The organism is Paenibacillus ferrarius (genome assembly GCF_002027705.1).
Lineage (GTDB): Bacteria > Bacillota > Bacilli > Paenibacillales > NBRC-103111 > Paenibacillus_E > Paenibacillus_E ferrarius.
Window position 1 is genome coordinate 54,611 of sequence record NZ_MBTG01000072.1, and the last position, 21,412, is coordinate 76,022.

Here is a 21,412-nt window from a genome sequence, read left to right on the forward strand (position 1 = left end):
ATTGCCCCGGAAACACCGGTTTCCTATTCATATGCGGAGGAACCTTTATTTACCACTTCAATGTCATTTCACTTTGGCGGAATCTTTGCCCATAATGGTTTCAATCATGCGGATCAAATCCTTGGACGGATCCACCATGTATTGGTCGCTCAGGGCCAAGAGCTTGTTGCTGCTTTCGTAGAAAAGCGCAACCGCGAGCGGCCCTTTGTACAGCTTCAGCAGCGCCTTCAGCTGCAAGAGCTTATCCGGCTGCTCACAGTCAGCCGTGATCTTGACGAACACCCGCTGCGCCTTCGGCGCCGCAGCGGGGCTGATGGCCGCAGCCGCAGGTTGGGCAGCGCGCTCACGCGCCGCAGGGGCCGCCGTGCGCGGCTGATGGCCGCTGGCGGCGTCAGCTGCCCGCCTAGGCGCGCCAGGCTGCCGGCGCAGCCGCTGGACGCCCGCAGGGTCGTCCAGCGCCACAAGCTGCTCCGCGAGCAGCTTGGGCGGGTCCTCGTCCTGCAGCTGCAGCTTCGCGCGGACAAGGACAAGCCTGCCCTTTTGCACGAGCGGAGCCGCGTTCTTCCAGGTCTCGGGGAACAACACCACCTCGACCTTGTCAATCCGATCCTCCAGCTCCATGAAAGCCATAGGCTGGCCCTTTTTGGTGACGATCGTCTTGTTCGAAAGAATCATCCCCGCAACAATCACTTCGCTGTTATCCGGCAGTTCCTCCAGCTGATGGAGCATGACTGCTTCAATTTCCCCAAGCTGCTGCGTATAAGCGTCCAGAGGATGTCCTGAGATATACATCCCAAGCAGCTCCTTCTCCAGCTCCAGCTGCTTGCTCTGAGGCATTAAGGGAATGTTCGGAACTTCCACTTCCCAGTTCGGTTCTTCCACGAAGCCGAAGAGGTGAAGCTGCAAATCGTCCCGCTCCTTGCGCCATTTGGTAGCCGAGGCTATCGTTTCATCAAGGACCGCCAGAAGCTGTGCCCGATGCCCGCCGAGCGTATCGAAAGCTCCGCCTTGAATAAGCGATTCGACCACCCTTTTGTTGCAAACGCGCAAATCAACTCTTCGGCAGAAATCCAAAAGGCTCTCAAAAGGGTCTTTTTTCCTTTCTGTCAATATCGCGTCAATCGCTTGAGTGCCTACATTTTTAATCGCAGCAAGGCCGAAACGGATGGCTCCTGCCGCTGGATCAGGTGTAAATACCGTTCTGCTGCCGTTGACGTCCGGAGGCAGCACAGCGAGCTTCATCCGGCGGCATTCATCCACATATTCGGCTACCTTTCTGTGATTGCCCATCACAGCCGTAAGCATGGACGCCATGAAATAAATCGGATAATGCGCTTTTAAGTAGGCCGTTTGGAAAGCAAGCACCCCATAAGCCGTTGCATGAGCCCGCGGAAATCCGTAGTCCGCAAAACGGACAATCATATCATACACATGATTCGCATCCTCCGCTTGAAAGCCCATCTTCAAGCTGCCCGCAACGAAATGGGTTCGTTCTTCATCCAGCACTTCCCGCTTCTTCTTGGAAACCGCTCGGCGCAATAAATCCGCTTCGCCAAGGCTGAACCCGGCCATCGAGGAAGCAATTTGCATAATTTGCTCTTGATAAACAATAATGCCGTACGTATCGCGCAGGATGGGTTCAAGGGTCGGATGCGGATAGACAACCTCTTCTTGTCCGTGCTTACCGAAAATGTACTTCGGAATAAACTCCATTGGGCCTGGACGATACAACGCCAGAACGGAAATAATATCTTCAAATACAGATGGTTTCAAATCTTTCAGAACTTTGCGCACACCGGTTGACTCCAGCTGGAAGACGCCTGTTGTCTCCCCCTTGCTGAGCATGCCATACGTGAGCGCATCCTCATCCATGTCCAGCGCATCAAAGTCCAGCTGCACGCCTTCCATTTGCTGGATCCAATCCACGCTACGTTCAATAATGGACAAGGTGCGCAAGCCCAGAAAATCCATTTTCAAAAGTCCGATAGATTCCAAATGCTCCATCGTATATTGCGTCAGAGCTGTCTGTGTCGTCCCTTCCTGAAGCGGAACATATTGGGTAAGCGGCTCTCTGGAAATAACAACTCCGGCCGCATGGGTCGAAGCATGACGCGGCATTCCCTCTACACGCATCGCCATTTCGAGCAGTTCTGCCGTTTTGGGCTGTCTGGCCACCAGAGCTTTCAAGTCCGTACTTACTTGTAAAGCTTCCGCCAACGTCATCCCTAACTGATTCGGGATTGCTTTGGCTGCGCGGTCGACATCGCCGTAAGGCACATTAAGCACTCGGCCGACGTCTCTGACGGCAGCTTTCGCTGCCATTGTACCAAATGTAATAATTTGCGCGACATGCTCATGACCATATTTGCGCACGACATAATCAATCACTTCATCGCGTCGTTCATCACTGAAATCGATATCAATATCCGGCATCGTAATCCGTTCGGGATTCAGAAACCGTTCAAAGAGAAGTTTATAGCGAAGCGGATCGACGTTCGTAATCTTCAGCACATAAGCGACCAGACTGCCAGCCGATGATCCCCTGCCCGGTCCGGTCATAATATGCTTCTCATGAGCGAACCGGATAAAATCCCAAACGATCAGGAAGTAATCCGAGAAACCCATATTCTCGATGACACCAAGTTCATAAGCCAGACGCTCTTCCGCTTGTCTGCGCAGCGGCGAATCAGGGAAATGCCATTCCGGATTAGAGCCATAACGCTGCTCCAACCCTTGGCCGCATAGCTCCTGCAAATACGCCCCAGCCGTCAGCGGCTCAGGAATGGGCCGGAAGCGAGGCAAAATCGACTTGCCGAACTCCAGCTCCAGGTGACAACGGTCAGCAACGACAGCGGTATTCGCAAGCGCCTCAGGAACATGAACGAATAAGCGTTTCATTTCCTCCTCGCTTTTGAGATACATCTGACTTGTTCCCATGCGCAGCCGATCTGTGTCATCGACGGTTTTGCCTGTGCCAATACAGATGAGAATATCCTGCATGACATGATCCGGTTCCGTAACATAGTGCACATCATTCGTGGCGATCAGAGGAATTCCGGTTTCCTTGCTGAGTTCAATCATGGCAACCATGACTTTTTTCTGCTCAATCATGCCGTGATCTTGAATTTCCAGAAAGAAATCATCACCGAATATGTCACGATAACGCTCGGCCGCTTTCCTAGCCTCTTCGCCACGGTTATGAAGCAGGTGCTGGGAAACCTCGCTGCCTAAACAAGAACTTAAGCAGATAAGTCCCTCGGCATGCTTGGCCAAATGCTCCAAGTCAATGCGCGGTTTATAGTGAAAGCCCTCCAAATGTCCGATCGAACAGAGCTTCATTAAGTTTTGATAGCCTGTTTCATTTTTGGCAAGCAGGATGAGATGATAGATCGGCTGTTCTTGTCTAGTTCCTTTATCTCGAATAGAGCCAGCGGTAAAATAAACCTCACAGCCAATAATCGGTTTAATCCCTTTCTGCCTGCATGCCTTATAGAAGGCAATGGCTCCATACATAACTCCATGATCCGTTAAGGCAAGAGAGGTCATGCCAAGATCAGCCGCTTGTGAAACAAGCTCCTCCATACGCGCTGCACCGTCTAATAAACTGTATTCACTATGAACATGCAAATGGACAAACGAACTCATCCGCATTTCCCCCTTTCGTGCATTTTATTCCTTTTATTTTATCATATTAGAGCTAGCCAATCCCATACAGTAAGAGAGAGAGTTTGTCCTCATAACTTAGCTGGAAGGGAAGCGATAAAGACATGTACGTCTTTTGGGCGAATATTATTATGTATTACTTCATTGCGTTCGGGGTCGTATTCGGAGGCAGCATGTTAAGCGGCATTGCCGCTGTACTAACCTTGCAGTCACCTACGGAAAAAATGCTGGCCGTCTCTGAAAACATCAAAATATGGGCCATGGTCGCAGCGGTTGGCGGAACGATTGATCCCATACGCTTCATAGAGAGCCATGTCGCAGTTGGGCATTTGAATCCGGCAATCAAACAAATTGTTCTCATTGTCGTTGCCTTCATCGGAGCACAGATGGGCACTTCACTCATTCAAATGATATGCAAAGGAGGCACTCAGCCTTGAGGATTCCTCCTTTTGCCCGATATCAACGTCTGCTTTCGAGCTTCGGACTGGTGGTTTCGGGAGCCATCATAGGGAGCGCTATCTATATGAGCATTCATCAACACACCTATAATCAGCTCTATGTGGAGATGCACAAATATTTGGAGGAGAATCGCGATCTGCGTGCGGATATTGAAAGTTTGAATAAAACCCGCAATAAACAAGCTTTGATCAATGTCGTCAACGTGCATTTGCTGCCCAAAAGTCAAACCGAGATCATCAGCGAAGATATTCAAAAAGAAATTGAAGGTGATGTCAAAAGCGAGCTCAAGCTCGTCATTGGTCAAAAGGCAACCTTCGTGAGAGATTCCCAGCCTCTTTATGAACGGCTCATCACACAGAGAACATATGTTCTTCACGATAAAAAATACATCATTGAAGTCAAGTCGATCGTCCTGCTTCAAACCGAACTGACCGTTTGGATAACGGCACAGGAAAAACGAACATAGGATTGCAATCTATCGCAGAAATCGCTAAAGTAAACAGTAAACTCATCCAAAGGACGGATTGCAGACATGTTCGCGATACAAGTCACTTTATTTCTTCTCATTTGTGTTTTACTAGCCTTAACGGTCTATTTCAGCTTTCGATCCAGACGTGAGCAGGATGCGGCCAAACGCGGATTATTCGCAGCGCGCATGAACATTTGCATGGGCTTCATGCTCATCTTGATTGCTGTTACGCAAATTTTCTTCTTCAGCGAATCGAGCTTCCGTCGGATCTTCGGCACCATCCTTGTCCTGTTAGGCGTATTCAATGTATTCGCCGGCATTCGCAATCATGGACATTTCAATCGCTTGCTGCGTTAAATGACTTGAGCCGTGAGCATCGCTTTGGAAACAAGCGCGCCGGCATGATAAATTTCGACATCAATCTTGCCAAATTTACGGCTCACCTCGATAATGGTGGGTCGTATTTCTATTTTGGAATCAATCTGCAAAGGCCTTAAGAAGTAAGTGGACATATTGTCCATGACCAGATCGCCCTTCTTATGCTCTTGTACGATGCGATAAGCGGCTTGCGTCATCAAGGTCGTGAGCACGCCCTCGGACACGGTACCCAAATGATTCGTCATCTGCGGCGTAATGACGCCATGAAACTGCAAAGCTCCCTTCTCGTCTCTGACCTCTTCCAAGCCGGACCAGATCAAATCCTCAAAGGTTTCCCCATTCTGCGGCTGCTTCTGAATGTATTGCATGGCCTTCAGCACATCGCTGCGATTCAGCACCCCAAGCATTTTGCGGTTCGTATCGACGACCGGCAGTAACTCAATGCCTTCCCACACCATCATGTGAGCCGCTGAGGCCACAGAGGTTTGCGGGGTAACGGTCAGCGGGCTGCGGGTCATGAGCTTCTCCACCGTTTGCAAGGAGCTTGCCCCCACCATATCCTTGGAGGTCACGACACCAATAATCCGGTTCCATTCATCTACAACAGGAAATCGGCTGTAGCCCGTATCCTCTGAAAGCCGCTGCCAATCCTTCAAAGTGCTGTTAGCTTTCAATGAGTACAAGGCGGCTCCGGATGCCAAAATATCTTCCACCAGCATAATCTTCTTCTTAATTAAGCGGTCATAAATAGCTCTATTAATCATAGATGCGATGGTAAATGTATCGTAGCTGCTTGAAATAATCGGCAGCTCCAGCTTATCGGCAAGAACTTTCACTTCTGTGCTGGTATCGAATCCCCCGGTAATCAAGACACCGGCGCCTTGCTCCAGGGCGCAGATATGAGCCCTATTGCGGTTCCCGACGATGAGAAGACTGCCCGCTTCAATGTAGCGCATCATCGCATCTTGTTCCATCGCCCCAATAACGAACTTGTGGAGTGTCTTATGCAGACCCCGCGAGCCGCCAAGCACTTGCCCATCCACCATATTCACGACTTCTGCGAAGGTCAGCTTATCAATGTTCTGCCGCAGCTTCTTCTCTACCCGAACGGTGCCTATCCGCTCTTTGGTCGAAACCAAGCCTTGATTCTCCGCTTCTTTGATCGCCCTATACGCTGTGCCTTCACTGACTTCCATGTTCTTGGCAATTTTGCGCACCGAAATACGGCTTCCGAGCTTCAAGCTTTCTATATAACGTAAAATTTGTTCATGCTTCGTTAATGTATCTGTGGATTGTGAGTCCAAACTGTTACACCTCTCTTACTTGTTCCTGTACTACTCTGTACTACTAGTATACGCGTTCCAAAGAGCAAGAACAATGCGAGCCGTGATGTCAACTGAAAAAATCCAACCCTATTGGATTGGATGCTTTATTTGTATTATACCAAACATGTGTTCGATGTCAAAATGGAAATCTCTTCATGCTGCTGTTATTTGCGAAATTGCAGCATTTTTCTGCGTCCTTGGACAAGCTGCTCCATCTGCCATTTCTTCATTCGCTTGATGCGGCTTAGTTCTTGGCGTTTCTCTTCATCCACGCCCAATATCTGATGCAGATGCGCAGCGATGACGAGAAGCGCCATAGCGATCCAAACCATACTAAAGATCATCGGCAATGAGCCGATATCCCGAAAGTTCAGCTGGGGAATGGAATAAAACAACATTCCGATGGCCAAGCTCATGTACACCACATTTTTGAAGCCTTTCAAAATGACCACACTCCTTTCGCTTGAATGCCTGAAGCCTGTCTCTTGCCTATTTCCATTGTATGAGACAAGTTCCTGCAATATGAGTTCAAGCGAAAGTTTGCGCGCTTATTCGATGCCAAAGCCTTGCGCGTTCAGGAACGCTTTCATGTGCTCGCGCGGCCGCTGCGCTTTGGCGGCCATTTCCTTGGACCAGGTCGTATCGACTTTGCCGTCGGTACGTTCTTTCATGTAGTCGCGGATGCTTTCGTCGTACCCGTCGACCGCGACCTGGTTATCCGTATACTGATTCACATGGTAAACGGCTTCAAGCGGGAGCCGCGGGCGCAGCAGCGGCTCTTGGTCCGGCATGCCGATGCACATGCCGAAGACCGGGTACACGAGCTGCGGCAAGCCCAGCAGCTCGCTCGCCTCGGCTGGCTTATTGCGCAGCCCGCCGATATACACCACGCCGAGGCCCAGCGACTCGGCTGCAACGGCCGCATTTTGCGCAGCTAGCGCCGCATCGACCGTCGCAATGATGAAGTTCTCCGCATTGCCGGTGACCGGCGTATCCCCATGGCGGCGAACAGCTTGCTCATAGCGATGCAAATCTGCGCACCACACGAGAAAGACCGGACTCTCGCTGACATAGGCTTGATTGCCGGCCAAAGCGGCCAGCTGACTTCTCAGCGAGCTGTCTTTGACATGGACAACGCTGTAGGCCTGCATATTGCTTGAGGTCGATGCCGCTTGCGCAGCAGCCAAAATAGCGTTTAACTGGCTTTCGCTGACAGGCTGGTCCTTAAATTTTCGAATCGAGCGATGATTTTGCAGCAATGAAATGATTTCATTCATCGGGAAACAACCTTCTTTCTATAAAGTTAATTTTATATGAGAAAGTCTCCATGGAAATGGTCGACAAACTGTTATCGAAGCAGCAGCTTATCTTTGGCGATCCTGCCTGTAGCTGACCAGTGCCAATAGAAGTCCAAGAACGGTGATTGCCGAACCCACCCAAGGCAGAGAAGAAAGACCCATGTGCGTGATGAACCAGCCTCCGATGAAAGCACCCCCGGCATTGCCCAAATTAAGTGCGGAGTGATTCGAGGTCGAAGCCAGCGCGGGCGCTTCTTTGGCCATGGTCATAATACGGACCTGAAGTCCCGGTAAAATGCCGAAGGAAGCGACACCCCAGATGAAAATAGTGATGACAGCAGCAATCGGCACCCGGTCAGTCCATGCAAAAACAGCTAAAATTAAAGCTAACGCTGCAAAATTCCCTATCATTGAAGGCATTAGCTTCCAATCGGCCAGCTTTCCGCCCAAAATGTTTCCGAGCGTCACACCACAGCCAAACAAAACGAGAATCCAGGTTACGCTTGACTCAGAGAAGCCGGTCACTTGCTCAAGCAGCGGGGCAATGTAAGTGAACACCGTAAATAAACTGCCCGTCCCCAGAGCCCCTATCAATAAAACAAGCAGCAGTCTGGGCTGCATCAGCGCCCGAAATTGCTTCGTGAGGCTGGAATTATGCTCTTGCCGAATATGCGGAATGAAGGCGATGATGCCGATTAACGAAATAATTCCCATGATCACCACGGCGCCAAAAGAAGCTCGCCATCCGAGCTGCTGCCCGATAAACGTGCCAAAAGGAACGCCAATGATGTTCGCAATCGTTAATCCGGCCATCATAATCGAAATCGCTCCTGCCCGCTTATCCGGGCGCACTAGATTAGCCGCAAGCACGGCTCCAACGCCAAAAAATGTACCATGTGACAGCGCCGTAACTAATCGCGCTATCATCAAGATCGTATAGTTAGGCGCTATGGCAGCAATTCCGTTGCCTAAGATAAATAAGGCCATCAAGAGGCACAGCAGCAGCTTTTGGGGCAAGCGATGCGTAACAACAGCCAAGATCGGAGCACCGATCGCTACGCCCAGCGCATAGCTCGTAATGAGCTGCCCGGCTTGGGAAATACTGACCTGCAAATCACTGGCTACATTGGGCAGAAGCCCCATAATAACAAATTCGGTCATCCCGATGGCAAAGGAACCCACCGTTAGGGAGAAAATAGAAATGGGAAACCGTTCCTTGGTTGCCAATTGTCCAGATAAACTTTCTGACTGATTCATACGTGTTGCTACCAACCTTTCTAAATTAGAGCACAGTGCTGCAAGGATCAGCTTGAAGCTGATTCCTGCATGATTTCCGCAACGATCTGATAAGACTTCAAACGGGCCTCGTGATCATAGATTTGTGCGGCAACAATCCATTCATCCGCTTTGGTTTCCTGCTGGACCTGCTGCAGCCTCTGACGAACCGTCTCCTTGCTGCCAACAATGGAATAGCTTAACTGCTGCTGGACGTACATTTTTTCCTGCGCCGTCCACAAGGCTTCCATATTGTCCACCGGAGGATTCAACAATCCGGTTCTACCGCGAATAATATTTAGAAATTGCTGAAGCTGCGAGGTTGCCAATATGTTCGCTTCCTCATCCGTATCGGCCGCGATGATATTGATACCCACCATGGCATACGGCTTCTCCAGCGCTTCCGAAGGCCGGAAGCCTCCGCGATACAATTCAAGCGCCGTCAACAAGTAGCCCGGAGCAAAATGGCTTGCAAAAGCAAACGGCAGCCCCAACTGGCCAGCTAGCTGAGCACTGAATCCACTGGAGCCAAGCAGCCAGATCGGAATGTTAAGCCCTTCGCCAGGAATAGCTCGTACGCCTGGCACCGCGGTTTCTCGAGATGGATCTAAGTAGCCCCGCAGCTCGCTCAGCATTTCCGGGAAATCATTGCCGTCGCTTCCTAAGCCGCGGCGGAGTGCACGCATGGCAGGCTGATCAGAGCCTGGTGCCCGCCCTAAGCCCAAGTCGATACGGCCTGGGTATAACGATTCCAAAGTTCCGAACTGCTCGGCGATGACGAGCGGCGCATGATTGGGCAGCATAATGCCACCGGAGCCGACACGGATTTTCTCTGTCCCGCTGGCAACATGACTGATGATCAAAGATGTCGCCGAGCTTGCGATTCCCGGCATATTATGATGCTCGGCCAGCCAATAGCGATGATAGCCCCACTTTTCGGCATGTTGAGCCAAATCCAGTGAACGTTTGAAAGAATCTCGAGGCGTCCCGCCGACTATGACAGGGGCCAAATCTAGAATTGAAATGGGAACCATATAATTTCTACCTCCATTTTTATATAACTATAAGCATCTGCTTACTTTTTGTAAATTCGAAGATGCAACTTTAACAAATAACTTTATAAGCGCATTTAACAAAAACAAACCTCTGCAGCGCTAGGCATACTCGCCTATAGCTTTCAGAAGCTTGTTCGATTTTATTCTAAATTTGCATGCCGGCCAAACATGTTCTTCGCGTCATCCCCTAATCGCTCCATTAGCCTCAGAACGAGAGCATCAAAAAACAACAATAATCCTTGTTCAAATAACGAGCCCATTGGCTGTATGGTTGTCAGAGAGCTATCGCTCTGTTCTTTGGGAGAGCCAGGAAGCTTCACAGCCACTTGCGATAATTGACCGACAGTTGATTCAGGGTGAATTGTCACCAGCGCAACCGATGCTTCCAAACTATTTGCTTTGGCCGCCATCGAAATGAGACTTTTGGTTTCCCCAGAGCCGGAAGCGATGATCAGTACATCCTCTTTCCCGATAGGCGGAGTGACGGTTTCTCCAACCACATAAGCATCTAGGCCCAAATGCATTAATCGCATAGCGAAGGCGCGAGCCATCAAACCGGATCTACCGGCACCAGCGACAAACACTTTACGGGAGGCGAGGAGCTGGCTAATCAGCTCGTCGGCTTGTTCATCTAACCCGTCATCAGCGGACCGATTTAACTCCTGGAGGATCTTACCCAAATATTGACTCGTCTTCATCCGACTTATGATCCTTGCTTGATCATTTTTTGCATTTCGGCGGCTGCGGCTGCACGATCATCTTGAGCGGTAATCCCTCCGCCAACGATGACAAGATCAGGGTTCGCCTTAATAACCTCAGGTAGCGTGCTTAGTTTAATTCCCCCGGCGATCGCCGTTTTGGCATGCTTCACGACCCGCTTAATGGTAAGAAGATCCTCAAAAGAATTTTTCCCGACAGCTTGAAGATCATAGCCTGTGTGCACACAAATATAGTCAACTCCGAAGGCATCTACTTCTATAGCGCGTTGTTCCAAATTTTTGACACTGATCATGTCGACAAGAATTTGCTTGCCTTGTTTCCTAGCTTCCTCTACAGCCCCTTTAATCGTCATATCCTCGGATGCTCCAAGCACAGTCACAATATCCGCGCCAGCTTCCGATGCCTTCATGACTTCATATCCAGCTGCATCCATAATCTTCAAGTCAGCAAGCACCCTTAGGGAAGGGAACGCTTCTTTCAATTCTTTCACCGCTCTCAGTCCCTCGTTGATGACAACAGGCGTACCGATTTCAATGATATCTATAAAAGGCTCGACTTCCTTCACTAATTGTTTGGCTTGTGGAATGTCGACAAGATCTAAAGCTAATTGAAGTTCCATCGTTGTTTCTCTCCTCATGTCTTTATTTTCTTTCATGGGGATTATTGTATGTCTGATCAAAAAATAAAGATAGTACGCACTATTTGGTGACGTAGTACCCAAAAGGATACTATGGGCTCAGCGATGCTGATCTGAGCCTGCCATTATGGCAGGCTCGCTCCCTCAAAAGCACCACGCCTCCGCCAAATCCGGCGGAGACGGCCAAAAAGGCCGGCTCGGGAGATGCTCGGCCGCTTTACCTCTCTGAGCCTGCCATAATGGCAGGCTCGCTCCCTCAAAAGCACCATTTCTCCGCCAAATCCGGCTGAGACGGCCAAAAAGGCCGGCTCGGGAGATGCTCGGCCCCTTTACCTCTCTGAGCCTGCCATTATAGCAGGCTCCCGCCAAAATATAGCCCGCTGAACTGTATCAACACGTCAAAGAACTTCAATCCAACGATTGAAGTTCTTTAATAGCTCTTTCACAGCTCTGTTCAAGTTCTTTTCAAACCACCTACTCAACCACACCCGTCTCAATCCGACCCTTATGTTTAAAACCCCAATCTGCCATAACATCCAGAACGGCCGTAATCGTAAAGCCATACTCCGTAAGGGAATACTCTACTTTAGGCGGAACCTGGGTGTATACTTTGCGGTCTATAATTCCATCATCTTCTAATTCTCTTAATTGTTGAGTCAACATTTTCTGCGTGATGTCGGGCATTCCCCGTTTTAATTCGCCAAAACGTTTAATGCCATCCGTCAGATGGCAAAGGATAACGGGCTTCCATTTGCCCCCCATCACCTTTAATGTCATTTCAACTGAACTTTTAAATAGGGGATCTCCCAAAGCTAACGACTCCTTAAGTATACTAAATGATACTATCTTACAAAAAAGTGGGTACTTGTAATTAATTATATAACAGCCGATAATAAAATGCATAGTTGTCAGATATACTTGGGAATCACAATACGTATGCTTGCTAACCAAAGATAGGGAGAGATTCATATGGATTTAAAAGATAAAAAAGCTCTGATTACAGGTGCCGGAAAAGGTATCGGAAAAGCTGCGGCAATTGCATTAGCCAAAGAAGGCGTTCATCTTGCACTTCTAGCCAGAAGTCAATCTGATTTGGAAACCCTTCAACAGCATTTAACAAGTACTTACGGTGTTGAGGTGTTCATCGCCACGGCAGACATCTCCAATAAAGAGGCAGTCGATCGTGCGATTGAAGATCTGCTCGCTAAGCTGGGTTCCGTCGATATTTTGCTTAATAATGCTGGTACTGCGCAGTTTGGTACTTTGGTTGATATGGAACCCGAAGCATGGGAACGTATTATTCAAACCAATCTGATGGGCACCTATTATGTCACACGCGCCATACTGCCTTCCATGCTCCAACAAAAGAGCGGAAGCATTATTAATATTGCCTCTACCGCTGGAGAGCGAGGTTTTGCAACGGGCTCCGCGTACTGCGCATCCAAATTCGCCGTTATCGGTTTAACTGAAGCGCTCATGCAAGAAGTGAGGAAGTCGAATATCCGTGTAACGGCCCTAACGCCAAGTACTGTGAATACAGAATTAGCCGTCAACACAGGTCTGCCCGTTGGAGATGAGGATCGTATGATGCAGCCTGAGGATGTGGCTGAACTGATTCTCGCCAGCTTGAAGCTGCCGCCGCGCGTCTTCATAAAAACAGCTGGCATTTGGACGACAAACCCGCAATAAATGCAAGTTGACATCAAGGAGGTACTTACATGAAGAAAGATTTATTTACACCTTATGACCTCAAAGGCCTGCATATAAAAAACCGCATCGTCATGGCACCCATGTGTCAATATTCCGTTACTGCGAAAGATGGCAAGCCGAATGAATGGCATTATGTCCACTACCTCAGCCGTGCGATTGGCGGTACGGGTCTAATTATTATGGAAATGACGGATATTCATCCTGATGGCCGAATTACAGATGGGGATTTGGGCATTTGGTCCGATGAGCATATTCCCGCTTTTGCCAGGATTATGGATGGTGTCCATGCGCATGGCGCCAAAATCGGCATTCAAATCGCCCATGCAGGACGCAAAGCGGAAGATGCGGAAGTGCCTGTAGCGCCATCGGCCATTCCTTTCCCTGGGGCTTCATACAAAATGCCGCGTGCGCTGACGACAAGCGAAGTACAGGAGATTGTTCAGCAGTTCGCGCAGGCTGCCCGCCGCGCTGTCAAGGCAGGTGTAGATACGATTGAGCTTCATGGCGCTCATGGCTATCTCATCCATCAATTCCAATCACCACTCACGAATCAAAGAGATGATGAATACGGTCAAGATCTGGCTAGATTCGGCGTAGAAGTCATTCAAGCGGTTAAAAAAGAAATGCCCGCTGATATGCCGCTCATTTTCCGAATCTCTGCAGTGGAGTATGCGGATGGCGGCTACGATATTGATCACGCGATCAAGCTGTCCAAAGCTTATCAAGCGGTAGGCGTTGATGCTTTCCATGTAAGCTCTGGCGGTGAAGGCCTTGCCGGCCAAAGAAAACCCGGAAATCATCCGGGCTATCAAGTCCCGTTCGCACGTCAGTTCCGCGAGGCGCTTCAAGTACCTGTCATCGCTGTAGGCATGCTGGAGGACCCAGCACTAGCTCAATCCGTTATTGGCAATGAAGATGCTGATATGGTAGCCATCGCCCGCGGTTTGCTGCGAGATCCTTATTGGGCCACACATGCTGCTGTTGCTTTAAAAAGCGAACCAACCAGCATCCCGAAACCATATATTCGCGCCTACTAAGCTTTAAACATCATACTTGTTGGTAGCAAAAAAAGATTGCCCGCCCTGCGCCGGATTTATCGGTTAGGGGGCTGGCAATCTTTTTATTGCTTAATGCGCATCTCCGAGAAACAGCTTTTTCAAAGGCACCATCTCTTCATCCGGCACGTAATACTTAAAGCAGTTCGAACTGATATCGCCTAACAACTGACGACGCTGAGGTGCCGCATCCTTTAACAGGCTGTCTGAGGCTTTGTGATAATCAATCGGTCTCATCCAAATCGGGCTATAGCCCATGAACAACTGTCTTCGCGTAAATTCCGAGCGATTGATTCCTCCTGCATGCCAAATGTTTTGGGCAAAAATAAATACATCCCCAGGCTTCCCGCATACTTGCGTTTCTCTTTCTAGGGGAACATCGACACTGCCTTGAACTGGCTTAAAATTAGACATACGGTGACTGCCGGGAATGATCTTCGTATTGCCTCTGTCTGGCTCGGACATGTCGCTTAGAATGTAGCAGATCTTGATATAATATATAGACGTCAGTCCATTAATTGTTGGAAAAAAGGGAGCGGGACCATCCTGATGCCAGTTGATGAAGCTGTTCGTTTCCGTTAAGAGGTCATCTGGATTCGGCTTCCGAACGGTGAGGTGGGAAATATGAAGCTGAATATTATAGCCTAACAGATTCACGATAAGCGGCAGCAGAGTGGGTTCATCAATCAGCGAAGCAATCTCCGAATGCCGCTCAACGCTGTTGTAAATATTGTAAGCGAGCGACTCTTTCTCCTCGGCAAGAATGCCGTCAATAGCGGTATTTAACTGCGCTACCTTCTCATCCGAAAGAATATTACGCAAGATCAAATAACCATCCTGATGAAACTGATTAACAAGAGGTGCGATTTCCAATGTGTTCTGATTCATAAAAGAATTCCTCCAGAGATGAATTTTAGTTGATATTTACTCGAGTAAATTATAAGATAAAAATAAAAATATTCCCCCTCAGTTGGGGGCTCTATTTAATCATGATGTCGTTTCCCTAATAACCAAATTATTCGCTAAGGTTACATGGGTTACGGTATGACCTTGGATGAGGGCATGCATGCGTTCCAGCGTCGCCTCGCCGATTGCTTCTCTTGGGTAGTGGATCGTTGTAATGGCAGGAAAAGTCTGGGAGGACATCAGGATATCCTCGCAACCTGCAACAGCCAACTGCTCAGGGACTGAAATTCCCAGCTTTTTACAAGCGGCTACTGCGCCTGCGGCCATTAGATCGTTTACACATAAAAGAGCTTGATATGAGAAAGCAGGCTGCGCTGTCCATCTCGCTAACAAATGGCTATATGCCGTTTCAAAATTGCAGACATCCACCCGAATCAACTCATCCACCCGAATATCTTCTTCTTTGGCCGCTTGCATCAAAGCTCGGTTTCGCACTTCATAATGATGCGAGTTCATTTGCTCGTTAGCTGTCAAATAGGCGATTGATTGGTAGCCGCAACTTTTCAAATGAACAAATAACTGCTGCATGGCAGATCCCCAATCAATATCGAGAAAAGGCACCTCACGTCCTTCATTAAAGCTTGGCTCCATGATCGAAAAAATAGGAATACCCTGTAGGTGAAAATATTCAACCGTTGTTATTGAAAGGCTTTGTCCTAATAAAATAATGCCGTCTACCCTGCCAGCAAACAGCGACTTCAGGCTTTCCTCTTGATCCTGTTGAAACTTCTGAAAAAAAAGAAAATATCCGCGTTCCATTGCGCTTTTTTCCAGACTAATCAATATTCCCGCTTCAAAAGGATTGCCCAAGTTATTGACCAAAACAGCCAGCTGCTGAGTTTTCTTGGTTTTCATGCTTTTAGCGATCAGATTGGGGCGATAATCCAACTCTTCAATAACAGCAAGCACCTTGTTGCGGGTGGCTTCCTTTACATTTGACTTGTTATTCATCACATAGGATACAACGGCGACGGAGACGCCTGCGCGCTCGGCAACATCTTTTCGAGTGACCATACTTCCTCCTTTCCAAGAAATTTACTCGAGTATATTTTAATTTATTTTAGATTTTTTACACGCTGCTGTCAATAATTAGTAAAAAAAAGGCCCCTCCCTGGGGCCTTTCTCTATGAAATCGCTATCCATTTCCTTACTTTTCTATATAGCAGCGTCAGTACCCAAGGAATCGCTACAATTAGAACAAACACAATCGCGTTATACACATTGAAAAGCACAATCGAACCTGGCACATGAACTTTATATTTCCATAAAGAAAGCAGCGCCGGATGCATTAAGTACACACCAAATGACACCGAACCCAAAGAAACAAAAAACCGCGCCAAACCGACCCATTTCTGCTGCAGCCATTTGGCCAGCCAAATAAAGCTTATACCGATCCCCAAGCTGTATAACAACCACAGAATTTCAAACCATGTGTTTTCAAAATTGTAGCCTTTTAAGCCAAGCAGATAGAGTCCCGCATAGGTAAGTCCACATAGGAGTGTTGCGGGCAGTATCCAGCCTTTGTTGCGATCCAGCCAAGAGCGGAATGCCCCGTAATTCATTCCAATGGCACCGCCAATGAGAAAATATCCAAAGTAGGTAATGCACAGCTCCGGCTTGTGGTCGATGGTCCCGAACCAATGACTGTAGACGTAGACGCCAGCTTGAACGGCTAATCCCCAGAAGGCCAATGTTCGTTTGAACCAAGCAGCCTTCCTAACGGCCCATACCAGCAGCGGAAACAGCACATAAAACTGTACGATAATAATCATGAAATACAGATGATAGCCGGAATCCGCCCATTTCAGCTGCTCCAGAAACACGCTGAAATCAAGCTTGATCGGATGATCAGGCGTCCACAGCCAGGGATTGTATATATAGTAGAAGAATGACCATACGATATAGGGGACTAAGACTTGACGAACACGTTTCCAATAAAAGATACCGGCCTGCTTAGCGCTCCAATTATCCGTATAGATGTAGAACAGCACGATGCCGCTCAAAAAAATAAAAACAGGAACAGCAAAATAGCTGATTTTGTTTAAAAATAAAACAAGCAGCTGCGTGCTGCTGCCTTTCAAAGCTGGATCCACTGTCCAATCCGCGGTAACATGAATCAGGACGACAGCAAGGATAGCGAGCGCTCGAACGATATCAAGCTCCGTGATTTTTGCTTTTGCCATGTCGGTTTCAAATCCTCTTTTCCTCTTAAATGCCCATTAACTACTATAGACAGTTTGGGCAAGTTTCGCAATATCACATTACGCTTAGCGCTGCGATTCCCCGCCTTTAAGCTCGTATGCTCAGCATTACAGCGGCCAGATAGTGCAATGTTACGTCGAATACGTTTTCCGCTTCACAACTTGCCGTTTACGAGAGCCCATTAACACTCTAGCCACTGTTAAACCTGCTAATAGAAGGAAAGTACTCAAATACATCATTTTTATCCATATATTAGAACTATCTGTGCCTATCAATAATCCATGAAGCAATGCAAGAATAAATATGGGGTAGGACAAGAAGTGGAAGGCCAGCCACAGCTTTCTTTTTAATTTGTGGCGAAGATCGGTTGTCAGGATGAGAAGCAGCAAGCCGTACATGGCGATAGTGCCGATTCCATTCAAGCCAGCGGAATTTGAGGCTGCAAAAGGAATTAAAATTTCCTTCCATTCGAATGGCATGAAGGCATCAATGATTAACAGAACGGCATGCAGCAAAGCTAAACAAGTGCCTGTATAATTTGCGGAAGTATGCCAGCGCAGCAATTGCGCCTTCCTCTGGCCTTTCCAATAAGGAAAGCTATATGAAATCCCCAACGCCATGCCTATGAAGAGGCTGAGGTACGCTAAAATACCAAAAAGACGGATAAGCGACCAAGAAGGCAAATCAACCAGGATTTGAATCATTTCCACTCCCACCTTTCTCATTCGAATCGTACACATAATCTGGCTGAAGACCTACCCATTGCCCATTGACCCACTTCGCCTCGGACTTCACATAATGGACGGCTCCATCGTTGGTGTATATGAGGGCCTCCAACCGCTCGGTTTTTCTGCGAAACAGCGCTATCCCCTCTTGAATGCCCAGAATACAGATTACCTTCGCCCAAATCTCGCAATCCACCAAGTTAGCGCCTACAACAGAACATTGGATCACAGAGGATTTGCTTGGTTTCATTGTTCGAGGATCTATGAGATGATGCATGTTCCCCTCATTGGTCTGCCAACTTCTTCGCTGTGTACTTGAGGTGGCAACAGCTCCATTCATTAATAGAAGCATGACCTCACGATCAAGTTCCACTGGGTGCGGATTGGCAATCGCAACGACCCAAGGCTCCTCCTCCGATGCGCCTCCCCAGACTTCAACATCCCCGCCTGCGTTAACTAACCCGCGCTGCACTTGCCTCTCTCTGCGAAGAACATCCGAAAGTCCTCGAACGGCCCAGCTCTTGGCAATACCGCCCAGATCAATTGTCTGATTGGCTTTCATTTGAACGGACTGCATCTGCATGTTTATATCGAGATCCATATGTAATTCCTCATTTTGCGACAGAGGTCGAGCAGGTCCAGAACCTTCCAGCAACCTATCCACATGGTCAAGCAATTCAAACGTACGATCGTAGCCTGCTCGCTCAAGCGCGGGCAATATAGCAATATGAAATACGCCCTCAGTCAGCTCAAAATAATGCTGAGAAAGCGCCAAAATTGCTGCCATTTCTTCGGAAATGAGACAACGGCTTCCTGCCCGTTTGTTCAGCAGTGAACATTCACTGTAAGGGAGAAAACGGCTGAACCGCGCCTCTGCAAGTGTGAAATATGTCTTTGCACTGGATGCTAGATCCGTCATTTCATAGTTTGAAGCAAGCAAAAGTTGGATCTGCGTATTCATCGCTCGAAAGCTAATTTCCTTGAGCATGCCTGTTCACCCTAAATCATTTTTTATGAGGCTTGACTTCTTGTATGTGATTTCAGTTCAGACTGTGAAGAACGGTTGAGAGGGGCAGTTGACTGGTTATTATTTCGTCTTCGGGCATCTCTGCTGTCCGTAACATGTGTGCTGGCATTCTCTTTCTGAACGGTGACGGGAGCAAGCTTCTGTTTGGATAAGGAAGCAGCAGTCACTGCTGCCAGAAACGGCGGGCTGGATTTCACTTCTTGAAATAAATAAAAAATCAGAACTCCCAAGACGATCCCGATTTGCCATTTGGTCCATTTGGATTTTTTCATAGTAATTCCACCTTCGATTTGCTTGCTTACGCATGACTTGGATTAAGCTTGTTTTTATTATAGTCAATTCTCTGCCCAGAAGCCTGAATCCTATCTTAACAATAACTGAAAATCCGCTGAAACTGTCAATAAAAAAAGACTATCCAACTAAGTCATTTTCTCAACTTAGGGATAGTCTATTTTTTATTTCAACATCGCAGTTAAAGGCTCCGCGATAATCCGCTGTACATCCTCTAGTACTACAGATAATCTGCGTTCCACATCGAACAATTGATTGATGCGGGGATTCAGCGCAAGCACCTCATACAGCTTTTGTAATTGTTCCATATCCTCTTGCGGCGGCATGCCATCCATGCCTATTTTTTGCTGGAGCTCACCTTGACGCTGCCGAAAATCCGCCAACAAGCTTTGGCTGGATGGATCCTGCTCAATTTGCGCGCGGCTCTCCAGCATATCCTTATATTCATTGCTGTCTTTGATCGCTTTTGCCAATTCATATGCCTTATCATGTACGTTCATGTTTGTTATCCTCCTCGTTTCTCTCATTCATGGTTGGGCTTTTCCCTTTGTACTTTCCATATATACATAAGCACCAAGGGGTATATGTCCTCATATGATGGAGTAGTTTACTTTGCTTAATCTGCAATGCCATTATGCCCACATAAGAAAGATTGCGTTTTTAGTTAACGAAAACTGCTTTCTTATCGGCGATAAAACATACCTTTACACGCGGTCGATCATCCTCGAATGGCCTCGATAGGGGTTTTCTCATGCTGGAAGGAGTGTTTGCTATTGACCAGGACGAAAGTTGGAATATCCATTCAAGGCACCAGCATCTATTTGGATGATCGGACCGTTGTTCTAAGTGAAGCCATTGCGAAAAAATGGAAAGTTCCGACCAATCAAACGATAACCATGCGATTTGGTTCCGCCAAACAGGAGGTCAAGGTTGTTTCCGCCGCTACGTCGAACAGCCTGCGTGTAAATCCTACCCTCGCCTCCAAAATTGGTCTATACCAAGGAGCCCGCCTTAATCTCCATTATAGGCAAAATACGAGCACCTTGTCGATTGGGCCTCTGATTGGCGTTATGATCAGCCGGGTTTATGCCGGTTCCAAAGATCGTCCATTCGGTGCTATTACCGCTTTTTGTAAAGAAATGACGGATGCGTGTGAACAATTTGGAGCGATGGTGATCTTTTTTCCGCCTAATGAAATGCATGCCAACGCCCAAACCGTTAACGCCTATTCGTATTCCAATGGTTCCTGGAGCAAAAAGACGTTCCCGATTCCCAATGTCATCTATAATCGGCTCACTTCGCGCAGATTTGAGAACAGAACGAATGTCCAACAATTCATGAAAGATGTCAAAGCTCGTTATGCCACAGAAATCTTCAATGAAAAATATTTGGACAAAACGGAAGTATTCCAAGCTTTGCGCAAAGATAACAGCCTGCATGACTTCTTACCCGAGTCTTATCTTTTCAAAAACTATCAGATGCTGAAATCCATGGCTGCCCGCCATCCTGTGCTCTTCCTTAAACCCATTACTGGAAGTTTGGGCAAAGGCATTATTCGTATTCGCAAAGAACCTGGAGCGGGCTATGTCTGCCATTTTACGAATCTCTCCGGTGCCCGCAAACAATCCTTCCCTTCGCTGACTACTGTTTTTCATGCCTTATCCGGCAAACTCAAGGCACAACGCTACCAGCTGCAGCAAGGACTTGATCTCATCACAGCAGACGGCAATCCCGTTGACTTCCGCGCACTCGTTCAGCGTGGTGCTACAGGTCAATGGGCCATCACCTCGATTGTTGGGCGCATCGCGGGAACCCAGCATTTTGTATCCAATCTGGCACGTGGCGGAAGTCTGACAACAGTATCAGGCGCTCTGGCCAAAACATCTTTTGCCTCCGCTACACGCGTTTCCATTACCGCTCGCCTGCGCAAAGCTTCTTTGGACATCGCCAAAGGGATTGAAACACAAATCCCCTACCATTTTGGAGAGCTGGGAATCGATCTTGCTGTTGATAAAACCGGGAAGGTTTGGCTGCTTGAAGTGAACTCCAAACCGTCCAAGGATGATAATACACCGCTTAATCATGAGCGGAAAATTAGACCATCAGTCAAACAAATTGTGCAATATGCGCGTTATCTAGCGAAGTTCTGAGGTGAAA

General features: G+C 48.0%; 22 protein-coding genes. 6 read left to right on the plus strand and 16 right to left on the minus strand.

Annotated features, from left to right (window positions below):
* Positions 1-63: 63 nt before the first annotated feature.
* Positions 64-3,645, minus strand: a complete 3,582-nt coding sequence (locus BC351_RS39255) for a DNA polymerase III subunit alpha (protein ID WP_079421118.1) — start codon at positions 3,643-3,645, stop codon at positions 64-66.
* 122 nt (positions 3,646-3,767) lie between these two features.
* On the opposite strand from BC351_RS39255, the gene BC351_RS39260 reads away from it, so the two are divergent.
* The 3 genes from BC351_RS39260 to BC351_RS39270 all read left to right on the plus strand — a co-directional run bounded on the left by BC351_RS39260 (position 3,768) and on the right by BC351_RS39270 (position 4,948).
* Positions 3,768-4,100 (plus strand): YtrH family sporulation protein, encoded by a 333-nt coding sequence (locus BC351_RS39260; protein ID WP_079421119.1) that lies wholly within the window; start codon positions 3,768-3,770, stop codon positions 4,098-4,100.
* A complete protein-coding gene (locus BC351_RS39265) occupies positions 4,097-4,588 on the plus strand; it encodes a sporulation membrane protein YtrI (protein ID WP_079421120.1) in 492 nt (163 codons plus the stop codon). The genes BC351_RS39260 and BC351_RS39265 overlap by 4 nt, the downstream gene beginning before the upstream one ends.
* A gap of 66 nt (positions 4,589-4,654) precedes the next feature.
* Positions 4,655-4,948, plus strand: a complete 294-nt coding sequence (locus tag BC351_RS39270; RefSeq protein WP_079421121.1) for a YtpI family protein — start codon at positions 4,655-4,657, stop codon at positions 4,946-4,948.
* On the opposite strand, the gene BC351_RS39275 is transcribed toward BC351_RS39270, so the two are convergent.
* From BC351_RS39275 to BC351_RS39310, 8 genes are all read right to left on the minus strand, one after another.
* Positions 4,945-6,273, minus strand: coding sequence for a DRTGG domain-containing protein (locus BC351_RS39275; protein ID WP_079421122.1), 1,329 nt, complete (start codon positions 6,271-6,273; stop codon positions 4,945-4,947). The genes BC351_RS39270 and BC351_RS39275 overlap by 4 nt on opposite strands.
* A 185-nt stretch (positions 6,274-6,458) precedes the next feature.
* Positions 6,459-6,746 carry a hypothetical protein gene (locus BC351_RS39280; protein ID WP_338042344.1) on the minus strand — a complete coding sequence of 96 codons (288 nt, stop codon included), beginning with the start codon at positions 6,744-6,746 and terminating at the stop codon, positions 6,459-6,461.
* Positions 6,747-6,842: 96 nt separating this feature from the next.
* Positions 6,843-7,571 (minus strand): oxygen-insensitive NADPH nitroreductase, encoded by a 729-nt coding sequence (gene nfsA / locus BC351_RS39285; protein WP_079421124.1) that lies wholly within the window; start codon positions 7,569-7,571, stop codon positions 6,843-6,845.
* A gap of 87 nt (positions 7,572-7,658) precedes the next feature.
* Entirely contained in the window at positions 7,659-8,849 is a 1,191-nt protein-coding gene (locus BC351_RS39290) for an MFS transporter (protein WP_079421125.1), read from the minus strand.
* 47 nt (positions 8,850-8,896) lie between these two features.
* On the minus strand, positions 8,897-9,901 hold the full coding sequence (locus tag BC351_RS39295; protein WP_079421126.1) for an LLM class flavin-dependent oxidoreductase: 1,005 nt from the start codon (positions 9,899-9,901) through the stop codon (positions 8,897-8,899).
* A 161-nt stretch (positions 9,902-10,062) separates the two neighbouring features.
* Positions 10,063-10,620, minus strand: coding sequence for a 6-phospho-3-hexuloisomerase (gene hxlB / locus BC351_RS39300; protein ID WP_079421127.1), 558 nt, complete (start codon positions 10,618-10,620; stop codon positions 10,063-10,065).
* Between the two features lie 5 nt (positions 10,621-10,625).
* Entirely contained in the window at positions 10,626-11,261 is a 636-nt protein-coding gene (gene hxlA / locus BC351_RS39305) for a 3-hexulose-6-phosphate synthase (protein ID WP_079421128.1), read from the minus strand.
* A gap of 492 nt (positions 11,262-11,753) precedes the next feature.
* Positions 11,754-12,056, minus strand: a complete 303-nt coding sequence (locus tag BC351_RS39310; RefSeq protein WP_244209346.1) for a winged helix-turn-helix transcriptional regulator — start codon at positions 12,054-12,056, stop codon at positions 11,754-11,756.
* Positions 12,057-12,248: 192 nt separating this feature from the next.
* Here BC351_RS39310 and BC351_RS39315 point away from each other — a divergent pair, with 192 nt between their 5' ends.
* Together BC351_RS39315 and BC351_RS39320 are read left to right on the plus strand one after the other, a co-directional pair.
* The gene (locus BC351_RS39315; RefSeq protein WP_079421130.1) at positions 12,249-12,968 is read left to right on the plus strand and encodes a 3-ketoacyl-ACP reductase; all 720 of its coding nucleotides are present in this window, start codon (positions 12,249-12,251) and stop codon (positions 12,966-12,968) included.
* A gap of 29 nt (positions 12,969-12,997) precedes the next feature.
* A complete protein-coding gene (locus BC351_RS39320) occupies positions 12,998-14,026 on the plus strand; it encodes an NADH:flavin oxidoreductase/NADH oxidase (protein ID WP_079421131.1) in 1,029 nt (342 codons plus the stop codon).
* A 90-nt stretch (positions 14,027-14,116) separates the two neighbouring features.
* Here BC351_RS39320 and BC351_RS39325 read toward each other — a convergent pair whose 3' ends face one another.
* From BC351_RS39325 to BC351_RS39355, 7 genes are all read right to left on the minus strand, one after another.
* Positions 14,117-14,932, minus strand: a complete 816-nt coding sequence (locus BC351_RS39325) for a phytanoyl-CoA dioxygenase family protein (RefSeq protein ID WP_079421132.1) — start codon at positions 14,930-14,932, stop codon at positions 14,117-14,119.
* Positions 14,933-15,031: 99 nt separating this feature from the next.
* Positions 15,032-16,024 carry a LacI family DNA-binding transcriptional regulator gene (locus BC351_RS39330; protein ID WP_079421133.1) on the minus strand — a complete coding sequence of 331 codons (993 nt, stop codon included), beginning with the start codon at positions 16,022-16,024 and terminating at the stop codon, positions 15,032-15,034.
* A 110-nt stretch (positions 16,025-16,134) separates the two neighbouring features.
* Positions 16,135-17,193: an acyltransferase gene (locus tag BC351_RS39335; protein WP_079421134.1), complete on the minus strand. Its 1,059-nt coding sequence runs from the start codon at positions 17,191-17,193 to the stop codon at positions 16,135-16,137.
* 150 nt (positions 17,194-17,343) lie between these two features.
* Positions 17,344-17,916 (minus strand): ferric reductase-like transmembrane domain-containing protein, encoded by a 573-nt coding sequence (locus BC351_RS39340; protein ID WP_158082386.1) that lies wholly within the window; start codon positions 17,914-17,916, stop codon positions 17,344-17,346.
* On the minus strand, positions 17,897-18,925 hold the full coding sequence (locus BC351_RS39345; protein WP_079421136.1) for an FAD:protein FMN transferase: 1,029 nt from the start codon (positions 18,923-18,925) through the stop codon (positions 17,897-17,899). Before BC351_RS39345 ends, BC351_RS39340 begins: the two co-directional genes overlap by 20 nt.
* Positions 18,926-18,948: 23 nt before the next feature.
* Positions 18,949-19,236 (minus strand): hypothetical protein, encoded by a 288-nt coding sequence (locus BC351_RS39350; RefSeq protein ID WP_079421137.1) that lies wholly within the window; start codon positions 19,234-19,236, stop codon positions 18,949-18,951.
* A 183-nt stretch (positions 19,237-19,419) separates the two neighbouring features.
* Positions 19,420-19,755 (minus strand): YlbF/YmcA family competence regulator, encoded by a 336-nt coding sequence (locus BC351_RS39355; protein ID WP_079421138.1) that lies wholly within the window; start codon positions 19,753-19,755, stop codon positions 19,420-19,422.
* A 273-nt stretch (positions 19,756-20,028) separates the two neighbouring features.
* Here BC351_RS39355 and BC351_RS39360 point away from each other — a divergent pair, with 273 nt between their 5' ends.
* Positions 20,029-21,405: a YheC/YheD family endospore coat-associated protein gene (locus tag BC351_RS39360; RefSeq protein WP_079421139.1), complete on the plus strand. Its 1,377-nt coding sequence runs from the start codon at positions 20,029-20,031 to the stop codon at positions 21,403-21,405.
* The last annotated feature ends 7 nt before the right edge of the window (positions 21,406-21,412 follow it).

What these genes read in the sequence shown, in the direction of transcription:
- BC351_RS39290 (WP_079421125.1), bottom strand. Translation starts at nt 8,849, where the DNA reads ATGAATCAGTCAGAAAGTTTATCTGGACAATTGGCAACCAAGGAACGG.
- BC351_RS39255 (WP_079421118.1), bottom strand. Translation starts at nt 3,645, where the DNA reads ATGAGTTCGTTTGTCCATTTGCATGTTCATAGTGAATACAGTTTATTA.
- BC351_RS39340 (WP_158082386.1), bottom strand. Translation starts at nt 17,916, where the DNA reads ATGATTCAAATCCTGGTTGATTTGCCTTCTTGGTCGCTTATCCGTCTT.
- BC351_RS39335 (WP_079421134.1), bottom strand. Translation starts at nt 17,193, where the DNA reads ATGGCAAAAGCAAAAATCACGGAGCTTGATATCGTTCGAGCGCTCGCT.
- BC351_RS39295 (WP_079421126.1), bottom strand. Translation starts at nt 9,901, where the DNA reads ATGGTTCCCATTTCAATTCTAGATTTGGCCCCTGTCATAGTCGGCGGG.
- BC351_RS39325 (WP_079421132.1), bottom strand. Translation starts at nt 14,932, where the DNA reads ATGAATCAGAACACATTGGAAATCGCACCTCTTGTTAATCAGTTTCAT.
- BC351_RS39270 (WP_079421121.1), top strand. Translation starts at nt 4,655, where the DNA reads ATGTTCGCGATACAAGTCACTTTATTTCTTCTCATTTGTGTTTTACTA.
- BC351_RS39260 (WP_079421119.1), top strand. Translation starts at nt 3,768, where the DNA reads ATGTACGTCTTTTGGGCGAATATTATTATGTATTACTTCATTGCGTTC.
- BC351_RS39330 (WP_079421133.1), bottom strand. Translation starts at nt 16,024, where the DNA reads ATGGTCACTCGAAAAGATGTTGCCGAGCGCGCAGGCGTCTCCGTCGCC.
- BC351_RS39350 (WP_079421137.1), bottom strand. Translation starts at nt 19,236, where the DNA reads ATGAAAAAATCCAAATGGACCAAATGGCAAATCGGGATCGTCTTGGGA.
- BC351_RS39310 (WP_244209346.1), bottom strand. Translation starts at nt 12,056, where the DNA reads ATGACATTAAAGGTGATGGGGGGCAAATGGAAGCCCGTTATCCTTTGC.
- hxlB (WP_079421127.1), bottom strand. Translation starts at nt 10,620, where the DNA reads ATGAAGACGAGTCAATATTTGGGTAAGATCCTCCAGGAGTTAAATCGG.
- BC351_RS39315 (WP_079421130.1), top strand. Translation starts at nt 12,249, where the DNA reads ATGGATTTAAAAGATAAAAAAGCTCTGATTACAGGTGCCGGAAAAGGT.
- BC351_RS39355 (WP_079421138.1), bottom strand. Translation starts at nt 19,755, where the DNA reads ATGAACGTACATGATAAGGCATATGAATTGGCAAAAGCGATCAAAGAC.
- BC351_RS39320 (WP_079421131.1), top strand. Translation starts at nt 12,998, where the DNA reads ATGAAGAAAGATTTATTTACACCTTATGACCTCAAAGGCCTGCATATA.
- nfsA (WP_079421124.1), bottom strand. Translation starts at nt 7,571, where the DNA reads ATGAATGAAATCATTTCATTGCTGCAAAATCATCGCTCGATTCGAAAA.
- hxlA (WP_079421128.1), bottom strand. Translation starts at nt 11,261, where the DNA reads ATGGAACTTCAATTAGCTTTAGATCTTGTCGACATTCCACAAGCCAAA.
- BC351_RS39345 (WP_079421136.1), bottom strand. Translation starts at nt 18,925, where the DNA reads ATGCTCAAGGAAATTAGCTTTCGAGCGATGAATACGCAGATCCAACTT.